The organism is Microbispora sp. ZYX-F-249 (assembly GCF_039649665.1).
Taxonomy (GTDB): domain Bacteria; phylum Actinomycetota; class Actinomycetes; order Streptosporangiales; family Streptosporangiaceae; genus Microbispora; species Microbispora maris.
Genome location: NZ_JBDJAW010000003.1, coordinates 100,257 through 119,818, shown reverse-complemented (window position 1 = coordinate 119,818; position 19,562 = coordinate 100,257). Strand labels below are relative to the sequence as shown.

The window sequence follows — 19,562 nt, the reverse complement described above, 5'->3', positions numbered from 1 at the left end:
CCGCACCGGCCTCACTCGCCGGGGTCCTCGCGCAGCACCAGGGCCGCCTCCCGGCACCGGGCCAGCGCCGCCCTGGCGTACGCCGGAGAGGCCCCGGCCAGGCCGCACGCGGGAGTGAGCACGACCTGCTCGGCGAGCCTCGCCGGTGCGAAGCCGAGCCGCCGCCACAGCTCCACCGCCGGCTTGGCCACCACACCGACGTCGGCGAGCCGGGAGTCGGTCCCGGGCACGACGCCGAGGAACAGCGCGAGCCCCTTCTCGATCGTCTCCCCGATGGCGTCCTCGTCGCGGCGGCGCAGCAGCGCGGCGTCCACGGACACGCCCCGCGCCCCCGCCGTACGGATGACGTCGTACGGCACGCCCGGCGCGCAGCAGTGGACGACCGGGAAGGCGGGCGCGAGCGCGGAGAGCACGGTCTTCAGCCGTTCGGACGCGATCGGCGGCTCGACGGCGGCCAGCCGCCCGAAGCCGGACGCGGTCGGCACCGTGCCCGCGAGCACCCCGGGCAGTCCCGGCTCGTCGATCTGGACGACGAGCTCGACTCCCGGAATGCGGCGCCGGACCTCCGCCACGTGCTGCGCCAGTCCCTCGGCCAGCGACTCGGTCAGGTCGCGTACGGCTCCCGCGTCGGCGAGCACCTTGTCGCCGTGCCGGAGCTCGATCGCCCCGGCCAGCGTCCACGGCCCGCACGCCTGGATCTTGAACGGCCCCTCGTAGCCCTGGGAGACCTCCTCCAGGCCGTCGAGGTCGCGGGTGAGGTGGTCCCTGGCCCGCTTGAAATCCCGTCCCGGCCGATCGCTGAGCCGCCAGCCGGACGGCTGCACCTCCACGGGCAGCTCGACCAGCAGTGACGCCGTACGGCCGATCATGTCGGCGCCGACGCCCCGGGCGGGCAGCTCGGGCAGGTAAGGCATGGGAAGCTCGCCGAAGGCCGTCCTGACCGCCTCCAGATGGTCCTCGCCCGGATAGGACCCCACACCGGTGGCCGTGGCCTGGATCCACGGATACTCGCTCACGGTCACTAGCTTAGGGATTATGAAACTCACCAAACTCGGTCACGCCTGCTGGCGGCTGGAGAAGGACGGGCGGACCCTCGTCATCGATCCCGGCGCGTTCAGCGGCGAGGGGCTTCTCGACGGCGCGGACGCCGTGCTGATCACGCATGAGCACTTCGACCACGTGGACGTGAATCTGTTCAAGGACGCGAGCCCGGACCTGGAGGTGTACACCTGCCAGGCCGTCGCCGACCAGCTCGGCCAGGTCCCGGCGAAGGTGCGGGTCGTCACCCAGGGGGACGCCTTCGACACGGCGGGGTTCCACGTGCGCGCGGTCGGCGAGTGGCACGCGCACAACCTCCCCGACGTCCTGCCGGTGCAGAACGTCGGCTTCTTCGTGGACGACGAGGTGTTCTATCCCGGTGACGCCCTCACGCCGCCGGGCGCCGAGGTCCCCACGCTGCTCGTGCCGACCAACGCGCCGTGGCTGAGGGCGGCCGACACCATCCTCTACCTGCGCTACGTCCGGCCCGCGCGGGCGTACTCCACCCACGACGGGCTCGTGAACGAGATCGGCTCGAAGCTGATCGACAACTGGCTCGGCATGGAGGCGGACAAGCAGAAGGCCGACTTCCGCCGCGTCCCGGTCGGGGAGTCCGTCGAGATCTCCTGAGCTCAGACGGCCGAGGCGATCGTGGCGGAGCCGATGACGACGTCACCGTCGTACAGGACGGCGCCCTGGCCCGCCGCGACGCCGGTCGCCGGGCGGTCGAGCTGGATGTGCAGCTCACCGCCGGACACCTGGGCGCGGCAGCCGTACACCTCGCCGTGCGCCCGCAGCTGCACGGTGCAGGTGATCGGCTCGTACGGCTCCGGCAGCGGCCCGTTCCACACCGGCCGCTCCGCCGCGATGGAGGTCACCTCCAGGGAGGAGCGCGGCCCGACCGTGACCGTGTTGGACACCGGCTCGATCGACAGCACGTAGCGCGGCCTGCCGTCGGCGGCCGGCCGGTCGATGTGCAGGCCCTTGCGCTGCCCGACCGTGAAGCCGTACGCCCCCTGGTGGCTGCCGACCACCCGGCCGGTGAGCGCGTCGACGATCGGCCCCTCCGACGCGCCGAGGCGCTCGGCGAGGAACGCCCGGGTGTCGCCGTCGGCGATGAAGCAGATGTCGTGGCTGTCGGGCTTGTCGGCGACGGTCAGCCCGCGCCGCGCGGCCTCCTCGCGCACCTGCGCCTTGGTCGAGTCGCCGAGCGGGAAGATCGCGTGCGCGAGCTGCTCGCGGGTGAGCACCCCCAGCACGTACGACTGGTCCTTGGCCTCGTCGACGCTGCGCCGGAGCACACCGTCAACCAGCCGCGCGTGATGGCCGGTGGCGACGGCGTCGAAGCCGAGCGCGAGCGCCTTGTCGAGCACCGCCTCGAACTTGATCTTCTCGTTGCACCGCAGGCAGGGGTTGGGCGTGCGCCCGGCGGCGTACTCGCTGACGAAGTCCTCGACCACGTCGCGGTGGAACCGTTCGGCCATGTCCCACACGTAGAAGGGGATGCCGATGACGTCGGCGGCCCGGCGGGCGTCGCGGGCGTCCTCCAGCGTGCAGCACCCGCGCGCGCCGGTGCGGTAGGACTGCGGGTTGGACGACAGCGCCAGATGGACGCCGGTCACGTCGTGCCCCGCCTCGGCGATCCGGGCGGCGGCCACCGCGGAGTCGACCCCGCCCGACATGGCGGCGAGGACGCGGAGCTTTCCTGTGGGACCCATAACACATCGAGGTTACCCCCCGCGGGAGCGCGCCCGCGTTGGCATCGGGGCGGGCGGGCTGGGAGGATGCGGGGTCATGCGACTGTTCGGGCGCAAGAGCGAGTCCACCGACCCCGCCGAGGCCATCGCGGCGTTCTGGACCTGGTGGGACCAGGCCCGTCCCCAGATCGACGCGCACGTCGAGGCGGAGGACCCGCAGGCCCTGGCCGAGCTGATCGGCCCCGCCGTCACCGCACTCCATCCGTCCCTCGTCTGGGAGATCGCTCCCGGCCGCATGGCCGTGCACGCCCTGGTGGTCAGCGCGTCGAACGACCCCGAGCTGCGGCCGCTCGCCCACCGGTGGGCCCTGGCCGCGCCGCCGTCGGACGCGATGTGGGAGTTCTATCCGTCGCGGCAGGCGAATCCGCAGGCCGCGGACCTGACGGTCGACGTCGGCGGGCGGGAGTTCGGGCTCGACCGGCTGGTGGTGGCGCTGCGCGTGCCGCCCGGCACCCCCCGTGTCGACGTCACCGCCTTCCACCCGATCTTCCCGGACGTCGACGACGACACCCGCATGGAGGCGACCTTCCTCGCGCTCGACTGGCTGCTGGGCGAGGACGAGGTGGCCCGGTGGGTCGGCGAGATCGTGGCCGCGGAGTTCGAGCCGATCGACGCCCTTCCCGCGATCCACCTGCCCGCCGTCGTCGCCGACGTGGCGGAGGGTTTCAAGGAGGAGCGGTGGGCGATCCTCGAAGGCCACACCGCGACCGGCGGCCGGCTGACCGCCACCGCCCGGTACCCCCTCAGGCCCGTGGACTTCCCCCTGTTCGACCAGCACATCGCGGTCACGCTGCCATACCGGGAGGCCGAGGGCGACGGACTGCCCGTGGGGGCCTCCCTGGACGCGCTGCGTGAGTTCGAGGACCGGCTGACCCTCAGGCTGGCCGAGGCCGGCGGCTCGGCCGTGCTGGCCGCCCACATGAGCGCCGACCGGAGCCGGGTGCTGCACGTGTACGCCGATCCCGCGGCGGCCGTCGCGCCCATGGTCGAGGAGATCGCCGCCGAGTGGAAGGAGGGGCCCGCCCGCGTCGACGTGGCCGAGGACCCCTCCTGGAGCGCGGTGGCCCCCTTCCTGACCTGAACCGGATATTCGGCGCGTTTCACCGCATACGGAGCGGGCACGTCGCAAGAGCACCGTGCGGGCGTGCGCCCGCGTTCCACCCGTTCCCGCAGGCCGCGGGCCGGATTGGGGTTCGGACATGGCTCAGCGCGCACTGGACCGGCTGCCGAACGCGATCGAGGGTGACGGCCGCCTCGACCGGCCGGGTCACCGGCTCGAACAGGGCCTCGCGTTCACGGAGAACCTCCTCGGGGTCACCGGGGGGCGCGCCCGCGGCGTCCTGCACGGCGTCTGGCTGGGGCACCCCCTCCATCCGGTGTTCACCGACCTCCCCATCGGCTGCTGGACGACGGCGCTGGTCCTCGACCTCACCGGGCAGAAGCGGGCGGCGCGCACGGCCGTGGGAGTCGGCATCGCCGGAGCGCTGGCCGCCGCGGTGACCGGCCTGCACGACTGGCAGCACACGCATGACGACGCGCGGCGCGTCGGTCTGGTCCACGGCACGCTCAACACGCTCGCCCTCGGCCTGTACGGGGTGTCGTGGTGGCAGCGGGGCCGGGGACACCATCTGCGCGGGCTGCTCGCCGCCCTGCTCGGCTACCCCGTGATCATGACGAGCGCCTTCCTGGGCGGCACGCTGGTCTACCGCCATCGGATCGGGGTCGACCATACGGACGAGAGGCTCGAACCCCGCCACTTCACCCGGGTGATGGCCGAGCGCGACCTGCCCGACAGGAGCCCGCACCGGGCGCGGGCCGGGGCCGTGGAGGTCGTCCTGGTCCGCGCGGAGGGCCGCATCCACGCACTGGAGAACGCCTGCCCGCATCTGGGCGGCCCGCTGTCCCAGGGCTGGCTCAGGGACGGCTCCCTCACCTGCCCCTGGCACGGCTCCCGGTTCGACCTCTCCGGCGGGCAGAGCCTGAACGGCCCCGCCACCGCGCCCGCGCCGTGCTTCCAGACCCGCGTGCGCGACGGGTGGATCGAGGTGCGCAGGGCGCCTGCCGTCGCCACCGCGCCTCCCGGGAGCGCACTGGTCCACCAGCAGGAGGTGCAGCCGTGAGGAGGAGGTCGCAGGTGCTCACGGAAGCCCCGAGAGCGCCGGCCGGACAGGGACGGAAGACGGCGACGCGGGTGCTCGTGGAGCACCACGAGGTGTTGCGGGCGCTCATACGGCACCTGCGGGAGACGCCGCGTTCCCAGCCGGGACGGCGGCGCGCGCTCACCGGCGAACTGTTCGACGAGCTGTGGATGCACGAACGGATCGAGGAGGGAATCTTCTATCCCGCCCTGCGCGACGTCACCCCGGCCCTCGCCGCGGCCTGGTCCGAGCACCGCCAGCTCAGCGACCAGCTCGCGGCGCTGGTGCGCGCCGACCCGCGGACCGGGCGGTTCGACCGGGAACTGGACGTGCTGCACGACGTGCTGGAGTCGCACGCCCATCTGGACGAGGAGCGGCAGATGTTCCCGGAGATCGAGCGCTTCGCCGACGAGGAACTGCTCGCCGAGCTGGGCGACCGGCTCCAAGCCCGCCTGGGGCGGCTGCGCTCGTCGCGGCGTGTCCGGGCGGTCCTGCGCCTGCAGCGGGCGCTGCTGCGCCGTACGGCCCGGCCCGGTAGGCCTGCGGCGTAGTGGGCGGGTCAGGACAGGCCGGCACGCCGGGCGCGCTCGACGACGTGCCCGATGACGTCCGCGACCCGGTCGACGTCCTCCTCCACGGACGTGTGCCCGAGGGAGAAGCGCAGCGAGCCACGAGCCCGCACGCCGTCCTGGCCCATGGCCAGCAGCACGTGGGACGGCTGGGCCACCCCGGCGGAGCAGGCCGATCCGGTGGAGCACTCCACGCCCTTGGCGTCGAGGAGCATGAGCAGGGCGTCCCCCTCACAGCCGGGGAACGAGAAGTGGGCGTTGCCCGGCAGCCGGTTCACCGGGTCGCCGTTCAGCACCACGTCGGGCACGGCCCGCCGTACGCGCTCGATCAGGTCGTCGCGGAGCGCCGACAGCCGCTCGGCCGTGGCGGGCTGCCGCGCGACGGCCGTCTCGACCGCCGCCGCGAACCCGGCGATGGCCGGCGCGTCGAGAGTGCCGGAGCGGATGTCACGTTCCTGCCCGCCTCCGTGCAGGACCGGAACCGGATCGACGCCGCGGGCCAGCAGCAGCGCCCCCACGCCCACCGGACCGCCGACCTTGTGGCCGGAGACGGTCATGGCGTCCACGCCGGACTCGGCGAACGAGACCGGAAGCTGGCCCACCGCCTGCACGGCGTCGGTGTGGAAGGGGATGCCGTACTCGTGCGCGATGGCGGCCAGCACGCGCACCGGCTGCACGGTGCCCACCTCGTTGTTGGCCCACATGACGCTCACGAGCGCCACGTCGTCCGGGTCGCGGGCGATGGCCTCGCGCAGCGTCTCCGGATGCACCCGGCCCTGCTCGTCGACCTCCAGCAGCTCCACGCGGGCGCCGTGGTGGTCGCCGAGCCAGTGGGCGGGATCGAGGGCGGCGTGGTGCTCGACCGAGCTGATCAGGATCCTGGGCCGCTTCCTCGCCCAGTAGAGGCCCTTGATGGCGAGGTTGTCGGCCTCGGTGCCACCGGCCGTGAACACGACCTCGCTCGGGCGGGCGCCGAGCGCGCAGGCGATGGTCTCGCGCGACTCCTCGACGACCCGCCGGGCGCGGCGGCCGGCCGCGTGCAGGGACGAGGGGTTGCCGACCTCCCCGAGCTGGGCCGTCATCGCCTGGATCGCCTCGGGCAGCATCGGCGTGGTCGAGGCATGGTCCAGATACGCAGCTCCCATGACCCCTCCCTGACACGTATTCAGCCCACCAAGCGTATCCGGGGTGACGGAGGACACCGATAACGTGTCGCGACTGAACCGTCCAGACGGTACAGTAGACGGCATGAGGAGGGACGAACTGCTGGACGCGGCCGAGGGCCTGCTCCAGGACCAGGGCGCCCAGGCCCTGACCCTGGCGGCGGTGGCCGAGCGCGCCGGTGTCAGCAAGGGCGGCCTCCTCTACCACTTCGCCAGCAAGGAAGCGCTCGTCAAAGGGATGATCGAGCGCCTGATCGCCGACTTCGACGCGCTGATCGAGGCGCAGTCGGAGAGCACCTACACCCGGGCGTACCTCGCCGCGACGTTCGAGGCCGTGGAGACCGGCCGGCTGCGACGATGGGCCGTGGTCACGGGCGCGGCCGGCGATCCCGAACTGCTCGCGCCGCTGCGCGGGGCGATGGCCCGCTGGATGCGGGACGGCCTGGACGACGAGCCCGACCCCCTGGCGTCCCAGGTCGTACGGCTGGCCTGTGAGGGCGTCTGGGAGGTCGCCACCCACTGTGCGGCGATCATCGACTACGCCGCCATCCGCGCCAGGCTGCTCGCCCTGTTGTAGCGCGCCTCTTGTAACCCCTGAGCACCCACTTGGTGGTCGCCCTTCCTTCCGGCCTTGCCGTGAAAGGGCGACCTGCTGGTGTCTGCCCGTAAATCCGGGCTCGGAAACCCACTTGACACACCTGGAAAGGAAGCTGTGATGACCCGCGCTTTGAGGAAGGCCCGTCACGGGGCAGTCCTCACCTTCGTCCTGGCCGGCCTGATGTGTGGAACCTTCACCGTGCGCCTCCCGGCGCTGGCCGACCGGCTCCGCCTGCCGGAGTCGTCGGTCGGGCTCACCCTGCTCAGCTGGGGGCTCGGCGCGCTGCTCACCATGCAGCTCATGCGCGTCGTCCTGGCCAGGTTCGGCAGCCGCGGCGTCCTGCGCGCGGCCGCCCCTCTGTGCGCGGCGTCACTGGTCCTCGTCGCGTTCGCGCCGTCCTTCCCCGTGCTGGCCGTGGCCGCCGCGTTGTTCGGCATGGCCTTCGGCGCGGTCGACGTCGGCATGAACGCCCAGGGCTCGGCCGTCGAGCGCGCGTACGGCCGGCCGGTCATGAGCGGCATGCACGCGGGATGGTGCGTCGGCGCGATCTCGGCGGGCCTGCTCGGCACGGCGGCCATCGCTTCGGGGCTGTCCCTCACCGCCCACATCCTGGTCGTCGCCCTGGTGTCGGTGCCCGCCGCGCTGGCCCTCAGCCGCATGCACCTGCCCGACGCCGCGCAGCGGACGGCCGGCGCCGCATCGTCCGCCCGCCCCCGGCGCAGGCTGCCCGGGGTCGTCTACCTGCTCGGTGCGATCACCTTCGCCGCGTTCATGGTCGAGGGCGTGGTCGCCGACTGGAACGGCCTGTACCTGATCGGCACGCTGCACGCCTCCGAGGCGGTCGCCGCGCTCGGCTACCCGGTGTTCGAGGCGGGCATGCTGCTCGCCCGGCTGGCCGGCGACCGGCTGCGCGGCCGCTACGGCGCCCGCGGGCTGGTCATGTTCTCGGGCGCCGCCACCGCGTTCACGTTCCTCGTGGTCATCGCCGCGCCGGTGACCGTGGCGGCCGTGGCCGGGCTGTTCTTCATCGGGCTGTCGGTGGCGACCATCTCGCCGATGGCGCTGTCGCTGGCGGGAACCGCGACGCCCGAGCCCGGCCCGGCGATCGCGCAGGCGAGCGCCATGGGCTACGCGGGCCTGCTGCTCGGTCCCGTGGTCATCGGTTTCCTGTCCAGCGCGGCGTCGCTGCGGGCCGCGATGGGCGTGGCCGTCGTCCTCGGCGTCGTCATCGCCGTGGCCGCACGGCTGCTGCCCGCGTCCCGTACGGAGATCGTCCCGCTGCCGGTCCGGCCGGGAGACGAGGAGGTTCACCTCCGCGCGGCCGCCTGACGCGTGGGCGGTGCTCAGGCCTGGCCCGCCGGGGACCGCCGGGGTCGGCGGCGGCCTGGCTCCCCGGCTCTTTCACCGGCCGGGAGCGAACGAGACGCGTCGGCGCCCGCCGGGTGATCCGGCGGGCGCCGACGACGAGCCTGCGGCCCGTGCCGTGTGGACCCATGGCACGGGCCGGACGTGTCACTTGCGCTTGTCGATCTCCTCGGTGAGCTGCGGCACGACCTGGAACAGGTCGCCCACGACACCGAAGTCGGCGATCTCGAACAGGGGCGCCTCGGCGTCCTTGTTGATCACGACGATGGTCTTGGAGGTCTGCATGCCGGCCCGGTGCTGGATGGCGCCGGAGATGCCTGCCGCGATGTAGAGCTGCGGAGACACGGTCTTGCCCGTCTGCCCGACCTGGAACTGGTGGGGGTACCAACCGGCGTCGGTCGCGGCCCGCGAGGCGCCCACGGCCGCGCCGAGCGCGTCGGCGAGCTTCTCGATGATCGCGAAGTTCTCGCCCGAACCCACGCCCCGGCCGCCGGAGACCACGATCGCGGCCTCGGTGAGCTCGGGACGGGCGCCCTTCTCCTGGACGACCCGCTCGACGATCCTGGCCGCGCGGGCGGCGTCCGACAGCGCGACCTCCACCTTCTCCTCGGCGCCGGCCGCGGCGGCGGCGACGGGGGCGGTGCTGTTCGGGCGGACCGTGATGATCGGCGTGCCCTTGGTCACGCGGCTGCGGACGTTCACGCCGCCGCCGAAGATGGACTGCTCGGCGACGAAGCCCTCGCCGACGCCCACCGCGTCCGAGATCACACCGGAGTCCGTCTTGATCGCGAGGCGGCCGGCGATCTCCTTGCCCTCGCCGGTCGCGGCGACGAAGACCGCGGCCGGGGAGCGCTGTGCCACCAGGTGCGCCAGCACCTCGGCCTTGGGCGCCGCCACGTAGTCGCCGATCTCGTCGGCCGCCGCCACGTAGATCTTCTCCGCGCCGTACTCGGCCAGCCTGGCCTTCGCGGCGTCGGAGTAGCCGGGGCCGGCCCATACGGCGGCCGGCGTGCCCAGCGTCCGGGCCAGGGTCAGCAGTTCGAGGGTGACCTTCTTGACGTCACCGTCGACGTGCTCGACGAGAACCAGAATCTCACTCATCACGGGGCCCCTCAGATGAACTTCTTCGACGCGAGGAACTCGGCGGCCTTGGCCCCGCCGTCGCCCTCGTCCTTGATCACGGTGCCCGCGGCACGCGGCGGGGCGGCGGCGAACTCGACGACCTCGCTCCAGGAGTTCGCCAGGCCGACCTGGTCGGCCGCGATCTCCGCGTCGGCGACGCCGAGCGTCTCGACGGGCTTCTTCTTGGCCGCCATGATGCCCTTGAACGACGGGTAGCGCGGCTCGTTGATCTTCTCGACCACGGACACGACGGCGGGCAGCGACGCCTCGACCTTGTCGTAGCCGTAGTCGGTGATCCGCTCGACCCGGATCGAGGTGCCCTCGACCTCGACCTTGCCGGCGAGCGTGAGCTGCGGGGCGCCGAGCCGCTCGGCCAGCATCGCGGCGAGCATGCCGGTGCGGGCGTCGGTCGACTCGGAACCCAGGATGACCAGGTCGTAGCCGATCTTCTTCAGGGCCTGGGAGATGGCGTAGGAGGTGCCGAGGGCGTCCGAGCCGTGCAGCGCGTCGTCGTGCAGGTGCACCGCCTTGTCGGCGCCCATCGCCAGGGCCTTGCGGATGGTCTCGGTGGCCTTGGCGGGGCCCATGCTGAGGACGGTGACCTCGCCTCCATGGGCCTCCTTGAGCCGCAGCGCCTCCTCGACCGCGTACTCGTCGAGCTCGTTCACGACGCCGTCGGCGGCGTCGCGGTCGAGCGTCTTGTCATCGGACCTCAGCTTGCGCTCGGTCGCCGTGTCGGGGACCTGCTTCACGCAGACGACGATGTTCATGGCCGGTGGCCGACCTCCCCTTTCCGTACGGCTGACGCCGCGGTTCTCGGTACGTGTCGCGGGGTACGCGCACGTGATGCAAGACTGCCAGGTGCTCGCGGGCGCGCCTGTGCAGGTGGCCCGGGTGTCGAGATGACCCTGTTCCCCTCAGGCGGTATGTTACCCGTCGGTAGCTTAGGTGCAAACCTCCAGGTTTTTACGGCCGCGTCCTTCGGTTGAGGAATTCCCAGAACCCGGTCACGCCCACGTCCCACCCTACCGAACTATGTTCCGGAGGCCCCGGGGAGGTCCCTGTGGCCGGGACGTCAGGGGCGGGTCCGCGAGCGGAAGGTACGGCGGTAGGTGTCCGGAGGCACGCCCACCGTGCGGTTGAAGTGCCGGCGCAGCGTCGTGGCGGTGCCCATGCCGGTGGCCGCCGCGATGGTGTCGATGCCGTCGTCCGTGGTCTCCAGCAACTCCTGGGCGTGACGGATCCGCTGGGTAAGCAGCCACTGCAGCGGGGTGGTGCCGGTCACCGACCTGAAGTGGCGGTTGAGGTTGCGCGAGCTCATCCGCGCCCGGCGGGCCAGGTCCTCGACGGTCAGCGGCCGGTCCAGCCGTTCGATCACCCAGGGGAGAAGGTCGGCGAGCGGGTGGTTGCCCGGAGCCGGCACCGGCGTGGTGACGAACTGCGACTGGCCGCCGTCCCGGTGCGGCGGCACGACCAGGCGGCGGGCGACCGCGTTGGCGACCGACGAACCGTGGTCGAGGCGGACGAGGTGCAGGCACAGGTCCATGGCCGCGGCCTTGCCGGCGGAGGTGAGCACGCTGCCGCAATCCACGTACAGGACGTCCGGGTCCACCTGCACGTGGGGATAGCGGGTGGCCAGATCGCGGGTGTGCGCCCAGTGCGTGGTCGCCCGCTTTCCGTCCAGCAGGCCGGCGGCGGCCAGCACGAACGCGCCCGTGCAGAGGGAGGCCACACGTGCGCCCGCCTCGTGGGCCGCGCGCACCGCGTCGACCAGATCGGCGGGCGGAGCGACGTCGACGTCCGCCCACCCCGGGACGATCACGGTGTGGGCCTGCCGCAGCCGGTCGAGACCGTGGTCGGGCTCCAGCAGGAACCGCCCGGCCCGCACGGCGCCCGGCCCGCAGACGACGAGGCCGTACCAGGGATCGGCCAAGCCGGGATCGGTCCCGAAGACCTCGTACGCCAAGGACAGCTCGAAATGCAGCATTCCGTCGGTGACGGCCAGCGCGACAGTGATCACGTCCGAAATTGTACGGGTGATGGCGTTCCGGACACTCACGGTCGGATGCCGGTGATCGCCAGGATGTTCACAACAGATCGCGGCAGACGATCGGGACAGAAGGAGAACCCCATGGAATCGGGGCTCACGGTGGCGGTGTTCGGCGCGTACGGGCACACCGGGCGGTTCGTGGTGGCAGAGCTGATCGAGCGCGGGTTCGTGCCGGTTCCGTCCGGGCGCGACGCCGACAAGCTGACGAAGCCGGCGGCCGAATTCGGGCTGGAGGCCCGCCCGGCGTCGGTCGACGACCCCGCCTCGCTCGACCGCGCGCTGGCCGGCGCGGCGGCGGTGATCAACTGTGCCGGCCCCTTCGCCACGACGGCCGCGCCCGTCATCGAGGCGGCACTGCGCGCGGGGATCCCGTACGTGGACGTGGCGGCCGAGATCGAGGCCAACGCCGACACCTTCCGGCACTTCACGGACCGCGCCCGTGCCGCGGGAGCGGTGGTCGTCCCCGCGATGGCGTTCTACGGCGGCCTCGGCGACCTGCTGGCGACCGCCGCGATGGGCGACTGGAGCACGGCCGACGAGGCGCACGTCGCGTACGGGCTGAGCAGTTGGCACCCCACCGCCGGGACACGCGCCTCGGGCACGGTCTCCGGGCAGCGGCGCGCCGGCCGGCGCGTCCGTTACCGGAACGGCCGGTTGGAGTATCACCAGGACGACCTGCCGACCCTGGAGTGGCCCTTCCCCGGCCCGATGGGGCCTCGGGCCGTCATCGGGGAGTTCACGATGGCCGACGTCGTCACCATTCCCAGCCACCTGTCCATCCCCGACGTGCGCACCTACATGACGGTCGAGGCGGCCAGGGATTTGTCGGCCCCGGACACACCCGCGCCCGCCCCCGTCGACCGGCACGGGCGGTCCGCGCAGACCTTCCTCGTCGACGTCGTCGTGCGCCGCGGCGGGGCCGAACGGCGCGCCGTGGCGAGCGGGCAGGACATCTACGCCGTCACCGCGCCGCTCGCGGTGGAGGCGGTCGGCCGCATCCTCACCGGACGGACCAGGACCGACGGCGTCGCCGCCGCCGGCGAGATCTTCGATGCCGCCGACTTCCTCCGCGCGCTGTCCCCGCACATCTCGCTGGAACTGCGTCCCTAGCTCCGCCCGGCGACGCCGGAGACCGTGAAGCCGTGCTCGGATGTCCGATATGTTCATGGTCGTTTGACCGCCGGCCCCGGGAGTCCCGCGCGAGTGCGCGCAACGCTGCTGATCGTCGCTCTCGTAGCAAGCGTGTCCGGCTGTGGTGTGGTCCCCCGGCCGGTCGCCCGGACGGCCGGCGCGCCGACGCCTGCCGTGGTCACGTCGCCGCCCGCTTCGCCGGACGCCTCGCCCACTCCTTCCGCCGCGGCGGCGGGTCTCACCGCCCCCGAGGCGAGGCGGGCGCTGCGGGAGTGGGTGCGCAGGTACAACGCGACGCTCCGCGCGCGCAAGTGGTGGCGGCGGAACGACCGTGTCGACGCGCTGTTCGTCGAGGCGGCGATGCACGAGGCCGTGCTCGAACGCAACCGGTGGCGCACGCGGTGACCGAGGAATACCTGAACTTCTGGAACAACGAGAAGAAGGAGGGGGCCTCCGGCTACCGCCTGGCCGGGGACAGCTACAGCCGCAAGGTGTTCCCGAAGGTGTACAAGGGCGCGTACGTCGCGTTCGCCGGCCACGGGTCGGTCTTCGGTTTCCGCACCGCGGACGGCGGCTCGTTTTTCCTGTTCGGTATGGTCAACCACCCCAAGCACGTCAACCAGGTGCTGAGCGAGGCGCTGCTGGTGCCCAAGGGGGGGGCAGGACGATTCAGGAGCTCGGCGCCAACTGGTTCTCCTAGCTGTTACTCGATGGATTGCGGTGAAATACATCGCCGCTTTCCGCACTCGCCGTTCACTCGCGATGCGAATCAGCCGCCTTTTTCGGTATTGGTCCCTATAAGTGACCTTGAAACGCATATACGATCAGGCCACTCGCACGGGGTCACGCCGACGGGGGTCGTGGGATGGACGAGTTGCATGTGCGCGTGCTCAAAACCCCGTCTCTGACAGCCGGGGACGGCTCCGCCGTGCCCGTGCGATCGGCGAAGGCGAAGGCCCTGTTGTTCTACCTGGCGGTGGAGGGCACATCGCGGACGAGATCGGCCCTCGCCGGGCTGCTGTGGGGAGACCGCGCGGAGGCGAACGCACGCGCAAGCCTCCGGCTCGCCCTGGTGGAACTGCGCCGGGCCGCGGGGAGCCACCTGGTCGTCGACCGGACCCACGTCGCCTTCGACCGCGACCGTCCGTACTCGCTGGATTGGGAGGACCTGGTCGAGAAAGGATCGGTGCCCACGGACTACCGCGGCGGCTTCCTGGACGACCTCGTGGTCGCGGACGCCCCCGCCTTCGACGACTGGGTCGCCGAACGCCGGCGGCAGGCCGGGCACGCCGCGGCGCAGGCGCTCGGCGAGCGGGCACGGGCGGCCTGGAACCGGGGGGACCGCGACGGCGCCGTACGGCTGGCGCGCCGGGTCCTCGCCGTCGACGGGCTGGACGAGAGCGCCCACCAGCTGATCATCGAGGTCATGTCGGCCACGGGCAACCGGGCGGGCGCCCTGGCGCAGTACGAGGCATGCCGCCGGAGTCTGGACCGCGAACTCGGCGTCGCGCCCGATCCCCGCACCCAGGCGCTCCGGCAGCGGATCGCGCTCGGCGGGCCGCCGGCTTCCCCGGCTCGCCCGGCTCCCCCGGCTCGCGGCGCGCGGGCCGCCGCGCCGCCCCGCGAGGGTCCGCCGGGTGGTGGTACGGCCACGCGGCGGCTGCCCCGGCCGCTGACCCGGTTGATCGGCCGCGAGGCCGAGATCGAGAACGTCTGCGCGAAGCTGCGGGACCGGAAGGTGCGGCTGCTCACGCTGACCGGCCCGGGCGGCGTGGGCAAGACGCGGCTCGCCATCGCCGTCGCCGAACGACTCGACGAGGAGGTGCTGTTCGTCTCGTTCGCCTCGGTGCGGCCGCACCATTCCACGGCGCGGGCGGCCGCAGGCGAAGCGGACGGCGAGATGGACGGCGAGATGGACGGCGAGGTGGACGTCGTCGCGACGACCCTGGCGGAGGCCGCCGGCGTCGACCTGACGCCGCCGAGACCCGCCCGCGATCTGCTGCTCGCCGCCGTACGCCGCCGCAACCTGGTCCTGGTGCTGGACAACCTGGAGCACCTGCCCAGCGTGGCGCCGCTGGCCGGGGCGATCCTGGCGGCCGCGCCCGCCGTACGGATCCTGGCGACCTCACGGCGCAGGATGGGCATCTGCGCCGAGCACGTCCACGAGGTGCCCGCGCTGTGCGGCGCCCCGGCGCGAGCGCTGTTGCTGGAACGTGCCAGAACCCTGGTGCCGGACATCGCCCCGGACACGCACTCACTCGACCGCGTCTGCCGGGCGGTCGGCGGGCTGCCCCTCGCCGTCGAGCTGGCCGCGACGCTGACCCGGGCGATGACCTGCGAGGAGATCGCGGAGCACCTCGACCCTGCCGGTCCCGCGCCCCGCACCGCCCATGCCCCGGCGGATCTCCTGGTGCATCCGCAACCGGCGGCCGCCACCCGGCATGCCAGCATGAGACAGGTCTTCGACACCTCCTGGCGGCTTCTCACCGCCGTGGAGCAGCGGGTCCTGGCCGCCGTCTCGGTGTTCGCCGGCGGGTTCACGCTTCCCGCCGGGATCGAGGTCGCGGACACCACCGCCCTGGTCATCGCGAGGCTCGTCGATCACTCACTGGTGCGCCGCGACCACGACGGCCGGCACCGCGTCCACGAGCTCGTACGGCAGTACGCGGTCGCACACCTCGCCGACGAGTCGCCCCGGGCCCGCCACGCCGCCTGGTACGCCCGCTTTCTCCGGGACCGGGCGGCCAGGCTCCGCGATCACGCCGACCCGTCCGTGCTCCACGAGCTCGAATCGGAGATCGACGACATCCGGCAGGCCTGGCGTCATGCGGTCCACCGGCTGACCGACCCGGATCGGGCGGCCTTCGCGGAGAGCTACTGGACGCTGTGCCTGCGCAGGCACCGCTACGCCGAGGCGTTGTCCGTGGCCTCCGACATGATCGCGGCCGTACGGCCGGAGGACCGGGCGGCGTCGGCACGGTGGCACCGGCTCGCGGGGACGGCGCACTTCCAGTTCGAGCGCGGCGCGGAGAGCCTGGCGGCCTTCAGGAGAGCGCTGTCGGTCGCCGACCGGCCGCTGCCGTCGTCCTTGCCCGGAAAGTCGAGCGCGGTGGCCGGAGGACTGGCGCGGCAGGCGGTCCGCCGCACCACTCCGCTCAGCGGACGCGCCCGGCGGAGACCGGCGCGCGAACTCGCCGCCGAGGCCGCGCACACCCTGTCCGTCCTCGCCGAGCTCGGCTATCACCGGCAGGAGCAGGACACGATGCTGCTCAGCGTGGTGCGTCACCTCGACGCGGCGGAGCGGGCGGGCGGTCCGGTCGAACGCGCCGAGGCGTACGCCAACTTCGCCGTCGTGGCCGCCCTCGCCGGGTCCGAGGCGGCGGCCCGGCACTACGGCCGCCTGGCCGACGAGCAGATCGCCGCGGTGCCGGACCCGGTGGCGGTCTCCCGCGCCCGTCTCGCGCGCGGACTGCGGCTCACGGCCGAGGGACGGTTCACCGCCGCGCGGCGGGCCCTCACGCTGGCCCGACGGCACCCCGCCGATCCCCGCCTCGCGGAGCACTGCCTCGGGCTGCTCGCCGATCTGGAGATCCAGCGGGGGTGCTACGCGGCCGCCGCGCCGCTGATGGCGGCGGTGGCCGAGACGTCGGTCGCGCGGATGGGCGAGACCCTGTCCGGTTACTGGGGCCTGACCGGGCAGGCGGAGGCCCTGCTGCGGCTCGCCGACCGTGACCCCGCCGACGTGAGCGCGGTCCTCAAGGCCGCCGAGGAGGCGACACGGGCGTTGCCCGTGCTCGGCGAGGACCACTTCGCCCGGGCCGGGGCCAAGATCCCGGCGATCCAGCGGCTGCGGCTCGGCGTCGCGCAGGCCCGGTTCCACCTGCTCGGCGACGACGCGCCCGCCGCCCGCCCGGCCCTGGACGACGCACTGCGTACGGCGGACCGGCCGGACATGCCGCTCAGGGGCACCCTCGAGGCGTGGGCGGGGCTGGCCGAGGTGCTCTGGGCGCTGGAGGCGGACGACCCGGCCGTCCGGAGGGTGCTGCGTCACATGTCCCGGCTGGCTCGCCGTACCCCGTCGGCCGCGCCCCGCATGGGCTGGGCCGCGGCGCTGACGCACGAGGCGGCGGGGCGGCGGCGGAGGGCCCGGCGGGCCGCCGGACGCGCTCTGGCCGCCGCTCGCCGTCTGGGCATCGCCTTCGACGAGGCCAGGTCGCTCGAAATCCTGGGCGAGACCGAGGAGGCCGCCCGGATCCACGCCCAACTGGGCACCACGCCGCTCACCCGGCCCCGGTGACGGACGGGTGTACCCCTCCGGCCGGCCGAGCCGTCAGCCGGCGAGGACGTAGCCCCCCACCGAGGACGGGATGACGAAGGAGTCGAGCCGGCGCAACTGGTGCGTGGCGCGGTCCACCCGATACCAGGTGTGCGTCCTGCGCAGGTCACCGTGCACGGTGCGGTCGGACCGGGTCAGGACGTCGAGGTGGCCCGCCCTGTCCCAGCGTGCCTTCAGGGCCTCCTCGCCCGTGTGAAGCCGGATGGGGATGCTGCTCTTCTTCGCCGTGGCCAGGTTGCGGGTGAGGATTACGTTCTTGACGGTGCCGCCGGTCTTCGTCCACTTCGGCGAGGCCACCGTGACGCCGTCACGGGCGAGGTCGCCCCGCATGTAGACGGAGCGCCGCAACTTCACCGACCACGTGCCGGTGGCGTAGAGCACGGCCGTCCGGTTGTCACCGGCCATCATGCGCTTCCCGTCCGGGCTGAAATCCCAGGACTGGTATCCCCTCGGCAGCGTGAAGACCTTTCCGCCGGCCGTGTCCACGACCCGCTCGATCTCCCACTCGGCGGCGTTCACGCCGCGCATGCCGACGAACCGGCCGCCCGGGGCGAGGGTCAGCGCGTTCATCCGGAGGTCGTCCGGCCACGTCACCGCGGGGATCTCGCGCGCCCTGCCGGTGGCCGCCTCCCAGATCGTGAGCACGCCGTCCTTGCCCGCGAAGTACGCGGCCCGGGCGCCGTCCTGGGAGACCGCGACGACGGCGGCGACGGTGTACTCGCCGGGCGCCACGGTCCTGCGCGCGCCGGGGAGCGCGACGACGCGGCCGTCGCTCAGCCAGAGCTTCAACGGGCCGCACGGCTGCCGGCCGCCGTCCGGCTGAAGGCAGGACCCGAGACCCGCGTAACGGATCACCGGCGTGGCCGCGGCGGCCTCGGCCTGGGGGATGGTCAGGAACGCCGCGGCGGCCGTCGCCGCGGCGAGCGCTACTCGGGACAGCATTTCGACATCTTCGCACGACGCGGACATCAAGGATCTCGGTCGCGTCCCGGGACGGAAAGGGCGTCAGCGGGGTTCAACTCGCGAACACGAGCATGACGAGCAGGAACAGGACGGTCCCGACGGCCATGAGGAGCGTCGCCGTGCTGAACAACGCGGACAGCAGCGCCCACACCGCGACGGCCCCGGCGCCGCCCGCGAGGTCCACCACGAGCCGCCGCCGGGAGTTCCCCATCAGCCCGAACCCCGCGTCCACCAGCAGGCCGATGCCGTAGAGCACCAGCAGGAGAAGCGACACCTCGGGCAGGTTGGCGCGGGCGGCGGCGGCGAAAAGACCGACGACCACCGCGGAGCCGATCACCCAGCGGCGGTGCAGCCTCTCCCGCCGCGCGGCACGCGCGTCGTCCACCTCTCCCCGCCGGGGACGCCGGGAAGGCCCGCGATCACCCTGCCGCTCACCACCGGGCCGCCGGTCACCCGGCCGCCACTCCTGGGTCGGCGCCTCGGACAGCGCGGGACGCGCCGGCTCGATCCCGTCCAGCTCCGGCGCCGCCTCCTTGAGGAGCCCGGTCAGCTCCTCCGTCGCCGGCCGGTCCGCCGGGCCGGTGCTCAGGCACCGCTCCAGGATCGGGACGAGCCAGGACGGCACGCCCGACAGGTCGGGCTCGCGGTGGACGACCCGGTAGGCGATCGCCGCGGCCGGCCCCGTCCCGTACGGCTGCCGCCCCGACGCGGCGAAGGCCAGCGTCGCCCCCCAGGCGAACACGTCGGCCTCCGGCCCGGCGTCCCGGCCCTCCAGCACCTCGGGGGCCAGGTAGCCGGGCGTCCCGGCGACCGCGCCCGACGCGGTGACCGAGGCCGACTCCAGCGCGCAGGCGATGCCGAAGTCGATCACGTACGGCTCGCCCTCGGAGACGATCACGTTGGCCGGCTTGAGGTCGCGGTGCACGACACCGGCCGCGTGGATGGACTCCAGTGCCTCCGCCAGCCCCAGCGCGAGCCGCAGCAGGCCGGCCCCGGCGACGGGACCGTCCTTGGCCACGACCGTGCTGAGCGGCCTGCCCTGCACGTACCGCGTGACGATGTAGGGCCGCTCCCCCGACAGCGAGGCGTCCAGCACCTCGGCGACGTGCGCCCCGCGGACCCGCCGCATCGTCTCCACCTCGCGGGCGAGACGGGCGATCGCGAAGCCGTCCGAGGCGACATGGGGATGCAGGACCTTCACGGCGACCGTACGCCCGTCGGGGTCGAGCGCGAGATGGACCTCGCCGAACCCCCCGGCGCCGAGCGCGGAGACCAGACGATAGGGACCAAGCCGTTCCTGAGTACCCAAGTTGTGTCTCCCCCGCGTCGCTG

18 protein-coding genes are annotated in these 19,562 nt (G+C 73.1%); 10 read left to right on the top strand and 8 right to left on the bottom strand.

Annotation, left to right across the window (positions count from 1 at the left end; all coding sequences use genetic code 11):
- Positions 1 to 11: 11 nt before the first annotated feature.
- The gene (locus AAH991_RS05015) at positions 12 to 1,016 is read right to left on the bottom strand and encodes a methionine synthase (RefSeq protein ID WP_346224558.1); all 1,005 of its coding nucleotides are present in this window, start codon (positions 1,014 to 1,016) and stop codon (positions 12 to 14) included.
- A 19-nt stretch (positions 1,017 to 1,035) separates the two neighbouring features.
- On the opposite strand from AAH991_RS05015, the gene AAH991_RS05010 reads away from it, so the two are divergent.
- Entirely contained in the window at positions 1,036 to 1,668 is a 633-nt protein-coding gene (locus AAH991_RS05010; protein ID WP_346224557.1) for an MBL fold metallo-hydrolase, read from the top strand.
- Between the two features lie 2 nt (positions 1,669 to 1,670).
- On the opposite strand, the gene mnmA is transcribed toward AAH991_RS05010, so the two are convergent.
- On the bottom strand, positions 1,671 to 2,756 hold the full coding sequence (gene mnmA / locus AAH991_RS05005; protein ID WP_346224556.1) for a tRNA 2-thiouridine(34) synthase MnmA: 1,086 nt from the start codon (positions 2,754 to 2,756) through the stop codon (positions 1,671 to 1,673).
- Between the two features lie 76 nt (positions 2,757 to 2,832).
- Between mnmA and AAH991_RS05000 the strand changes: the two genes are divergently transcribed.
- From AAH991_RS05000 to AAH991_RS04990, 3 genes are all read left to right on the top strand, one after another.
- Positions 2,833 to 3,876: a DUF695 domain-containing protein gene (locus AAH991_RS05000; RefSeq protein WP_346224555.1), complete on the top strand. Its 1,044-nt coding sequence runs from the start codon at positions 2,833 to 2,835 to the stop codon at positions 3,874 to 3,876.
- A 118-nt stretch (positions 3,877 to 3,994) separates the two neighbouring features.
- Positions 3,995 to 4,915, top strand: a complete 921-nt coding sequence (locus tag AAH991_RS04995; protein WP_346224554.1) for a Rieske (2Fe-2S) protein — start codon at positions 3,995 to 3,997, stop codon at positions 4,913 to 4,915.
- Positions 4,916 to 4,929: 14 nt separating this feature from the next.
- Complete coding sequence (locus tag AAH991_RS04990) at positions 4,930 to 5,484, top strand: hemerythrin domain-containing protein (RefSeq protein WP_346224553.1); 555 nt, start codon at positions 4,930 to 4,932, stop codon at positions 5,482 to 5,484.
- A gap of 8 nt (positions 5,485 to 5,492) precedes the next feature.
- On the opposite strand, the gene AAH991_RS04985 is transcribed toward AAH991_RS04990, so the two are convergent.
- Positions 5,493 to 6,647, bottom strand: coding sequence for a cysteine desulfurase family protein (locus tag AAH991_RS04985; RefSeq protein ID WP_346224552.1), 1,155 nt, complete (start codon positions 6,645 to 6,647; stop codon positions 5,493 to 5,495).
- A 103-nt stretch (positions 6,648 to 6,750) separates the two neighbouring features.
- Between AAH991_RS04985 and AAH991_RS04980 the strand changes: the two genes are divergently transcribed.
- Both AAH991_RS04980 and AAH991_RS04975 read left to right on the top strand, forming a co-directional pair.
- The gene (locus AAH991_RS04980) at positions 6,751 to 7,242 is read left to right on the top strand and encodes a TetR/AcrR family transcriptional regulator (protein WP_169984248.1); all 492 of its coding nucleotides are present in this window, start codon (positions 6,751 to 6,753) and stop codon (positions 7,240 to 7,242) included.
- Between the two features lie 138 nt (positions 7,243 to 7,380).
- Positions 7,381 to 8,592, top strand: coding sequence for an MFS transporter (locus AAH991_RS04975; protein WP_346224551.1), 1,212 nt, complete (start codon positions 7,381 to 7,383; stop codon positions 8,590 to 8,592).
- A 183-nt stretch (positions 8,593 to 8,775) separates the two neighbouring features.
- Here the strand turns inward: AAH991_RS04975 and AAH991_RS04970 are convergent, their stop codons facing one another.
- The 3 genes from AAH991_RS04970 to AAH991_RS04960 form a co-directional block, all read right to left on the bottom strand.
- Positions 8,776 to 9,729, bottom strand: coding sequence for an electron transfer flavoprotein subunit alpha/FixB family protein (locus tag AAH991_RS04970; RefSeq protein WP_346224550.1), 954 nt, complete (start codon positions 9,727 to 9,729; stop codon positions 8,776 to 8,778).
- Between the two features lie 11 nt (positions 9,730 to 9,740).
- The gene (locus tag AAH991_RS04965; RefSeq protein WP_346224549.1) at positions 9,741 to 10,520 is read right to left on the bottom strand and encodes an electron transfer flavoprotein subunit beta/FixA family protein; all 780 of its coding nucleotides are present in this window, start codon (positions 10,518 to 10,520) and stop codon (positions 9,741 to 9,743) included.
- A gap of 305 nt (positions 10,521 to 10,825) precedes the next feature.
- Positions 10,826 to 11,770, bottom strand: coding sequence for a helix-turn-helix domain-containing protein (locus tag AAH991_RS04960; protein ID WP_346224548.1), 945 nt, complete (start codon positions 11,768 to 11,770; stop codon positions 10,826 to 10,828).
- A gap of 111 nt (positions 11,771 to 11,881) precedes the next feature.
- Here AAH991_RS04960 and AAH991_RS04955 point away from each other — a divergent pair, with 111 nt between their 5' ends.
- From AAH991_RS04955 to AAH991_RS04940, 4 genes are all read left to right on the top strand, one after another.
- Positions 11,882 to 12,910 carry a saccharopine dehydrogenase family protein gene (locus AAH991_RS04955; protein WP_346224547.1) on the top strand — a complete coding sequence of 343 codons (1,029 nt, stop codon included), beginning with the start codon at positions 11,882 to 11,884 and terminating at the stop codon, positions 12,908 to 12,910.
- Between the two features lie 93 nt (positions 12,911 to 13,003).
- The gene (locus AAH991_RS04950) at positions 13,004 to 13,336 is read left to right on the top strand and encodes a hypothetical protein (protein ID WP_346224546.1); all 333 of its coding nucleotides are present in this window, start codon (positions 13,004 to 13,006) and stop codon (positions 13,334 to 13,336) included.
- Positions 13,321 to 13,839 (top strand): hypothetical protein, encoded by a 519-nt coding sequence (locus AAH991_RS04945; protein ID WP_346224545.1) that lies wholly within the window; start codon positions 13,321 to 13,323, stop codon positions 13,837 to 13,839. Before AAH991_RS04950 ends, AAH991_RS04945 begins: the two co-directional genes overlap by 16 nt.
- The gene (locus AAH991_RS04940; RefSeq protein ID WP_346224544.1) at positions 13,797 to 17,228 is read left to right on the top strand and encodes an AfsR/SARP family transcriptional regulator; all 3,432 of its coding nucleotides are present in this window, start codon (positions 13,797 to 13,799) and stop codon (positions 17,226 to 17,228) included. The genes AAH991_RS04945 and AAH991_RS04940 overlap by 43 nt, the downstream gene beginning before the upstream one ends.
- Before the next feature lie 33 nt (positions 17,229 to 17,261).
- Here AAH991_RS04940 and AAH991_RS04935 read toward each other — a convergent pair whose 3' ends face one another.
- Together AAH991_RS04935 and AAH991_RS04930 are read right to left on the bottom strand one after the other, a co-directional pair.
- On the bottom strand, positions 17,262 to 18,209 hold the full coding sequence (locus AAH991_RS04935) for a TolB family protein (RefSeq protein WP_346224543.1): 948 nt from the start codon (positions 18,207 to 18,209) through the stop codon (positions 17,262 to 17,264).
- A 73-nt stretch (positions 18,210 to 18,282) separates the two neighbouring features.
- On the bottom strand, positions 18,283 to 19,539 hold the full coding sequence (locus AAH991_RS04930; RefSeq protein WP_346224542.1) for a serine/threonine-protein kinase: 1,257 nt from the start codon (positions 19,537 to 19,539) through the stop codon (positions 18,283 to 18,285).
- Positions 19,540 to 19,562 lie beyond the last annotated feature (23 nt).

Excerpts from the sequence above, each read along its gene's own strand:
- AAH991_RS04935 (WP_346224543.1), bottom strand. The coding sequence starts at position 18,209 with ATGCTGTCCCGAGTAGCGCTCGCCGCGGCGACGGCCGCCGCGGCGTTC.
- AAH991_RS04955 (WP_346224547.1), top strand. The coding sequence starts at position 11,882 with ATGGAATCGGGGCTCACGGTGGCGGTGTTCGGCGCGTACGGGCACACC.
- AAH991_RS04995 (WP_346224554.1), top strand. The coding sequence starts at position 3,995 with ATGGCTCAGCGCGCACTGGACCGGCTGCCGAACGCGATCGAGGGTGAC.
- AAH991_RS04980 (WP_169984248.1), top strand. The coding sequence starts at position 6,751 with ATGAGGAGGGACGAACTGCTGGACGCGGCCGAGGGCCTGCTCCAGGAC.
- AAH991_RS04965 (WP_346224549.1), bottom strand. The coding sequence starts at position 10,520 with ATGAACATCGTCGTCTGCGTGAAGCAGGTCCCCGACACGGCGACCGAG.
- AAH991_RS04970 (WP_346224550.1), bottom strand. The coding sequence starts at position 9,729 with ATGAGTGAGATTCTGGTTCTCGTCGAGCACGTCGACGGTGACGTCAAG.
- AAH991_RS04975 (WP_346224551.1), top strand. The coding sequence starts at position 7,381 with ATGACCCGCGCTTTGAGGAAGGCCCGTCACGGGGCAGTCCTCACCTTC.
- AAH991_RS05010 (WP_346224557.1), top strand. The coding sequence starts at position 1,036 with ATGAAACTCACCAAACTCGGTCACGCCTGCTGGCGGCTGGAGAAGGAC.
- mnmA (WP_346224556.1), bottom strand. The coding sequence starts at position 2,756 with ATGGGTCCCACAGGAAAGCTCCGCGTCCTCGCCGCCATGTCGGGCGGG.
- AAH991_RS04940 (WP_346224544.1), top strand. The coding sequence starts at position 13,797 with ATGGACGAGTTGCATGTGCGCGTGCTCAAAACCCCGTCTCTGACAGCC.
- AAH991_RS04985 (WP_346224552.1), bottom strand. The coding sequence starts at position 6,647 with ATGGGAGCTGCGTATCTGGACCATGCCTCGACCACGCCGATGCTGCCC.
- AAH991_RS05000 (WP_346224555.1), top strand. The coding sequence starts at position 2,833 with ATGCGACTGTTCGGGCGCAAGAGCGAGTCCACCGACCCCGCCGAGGCC.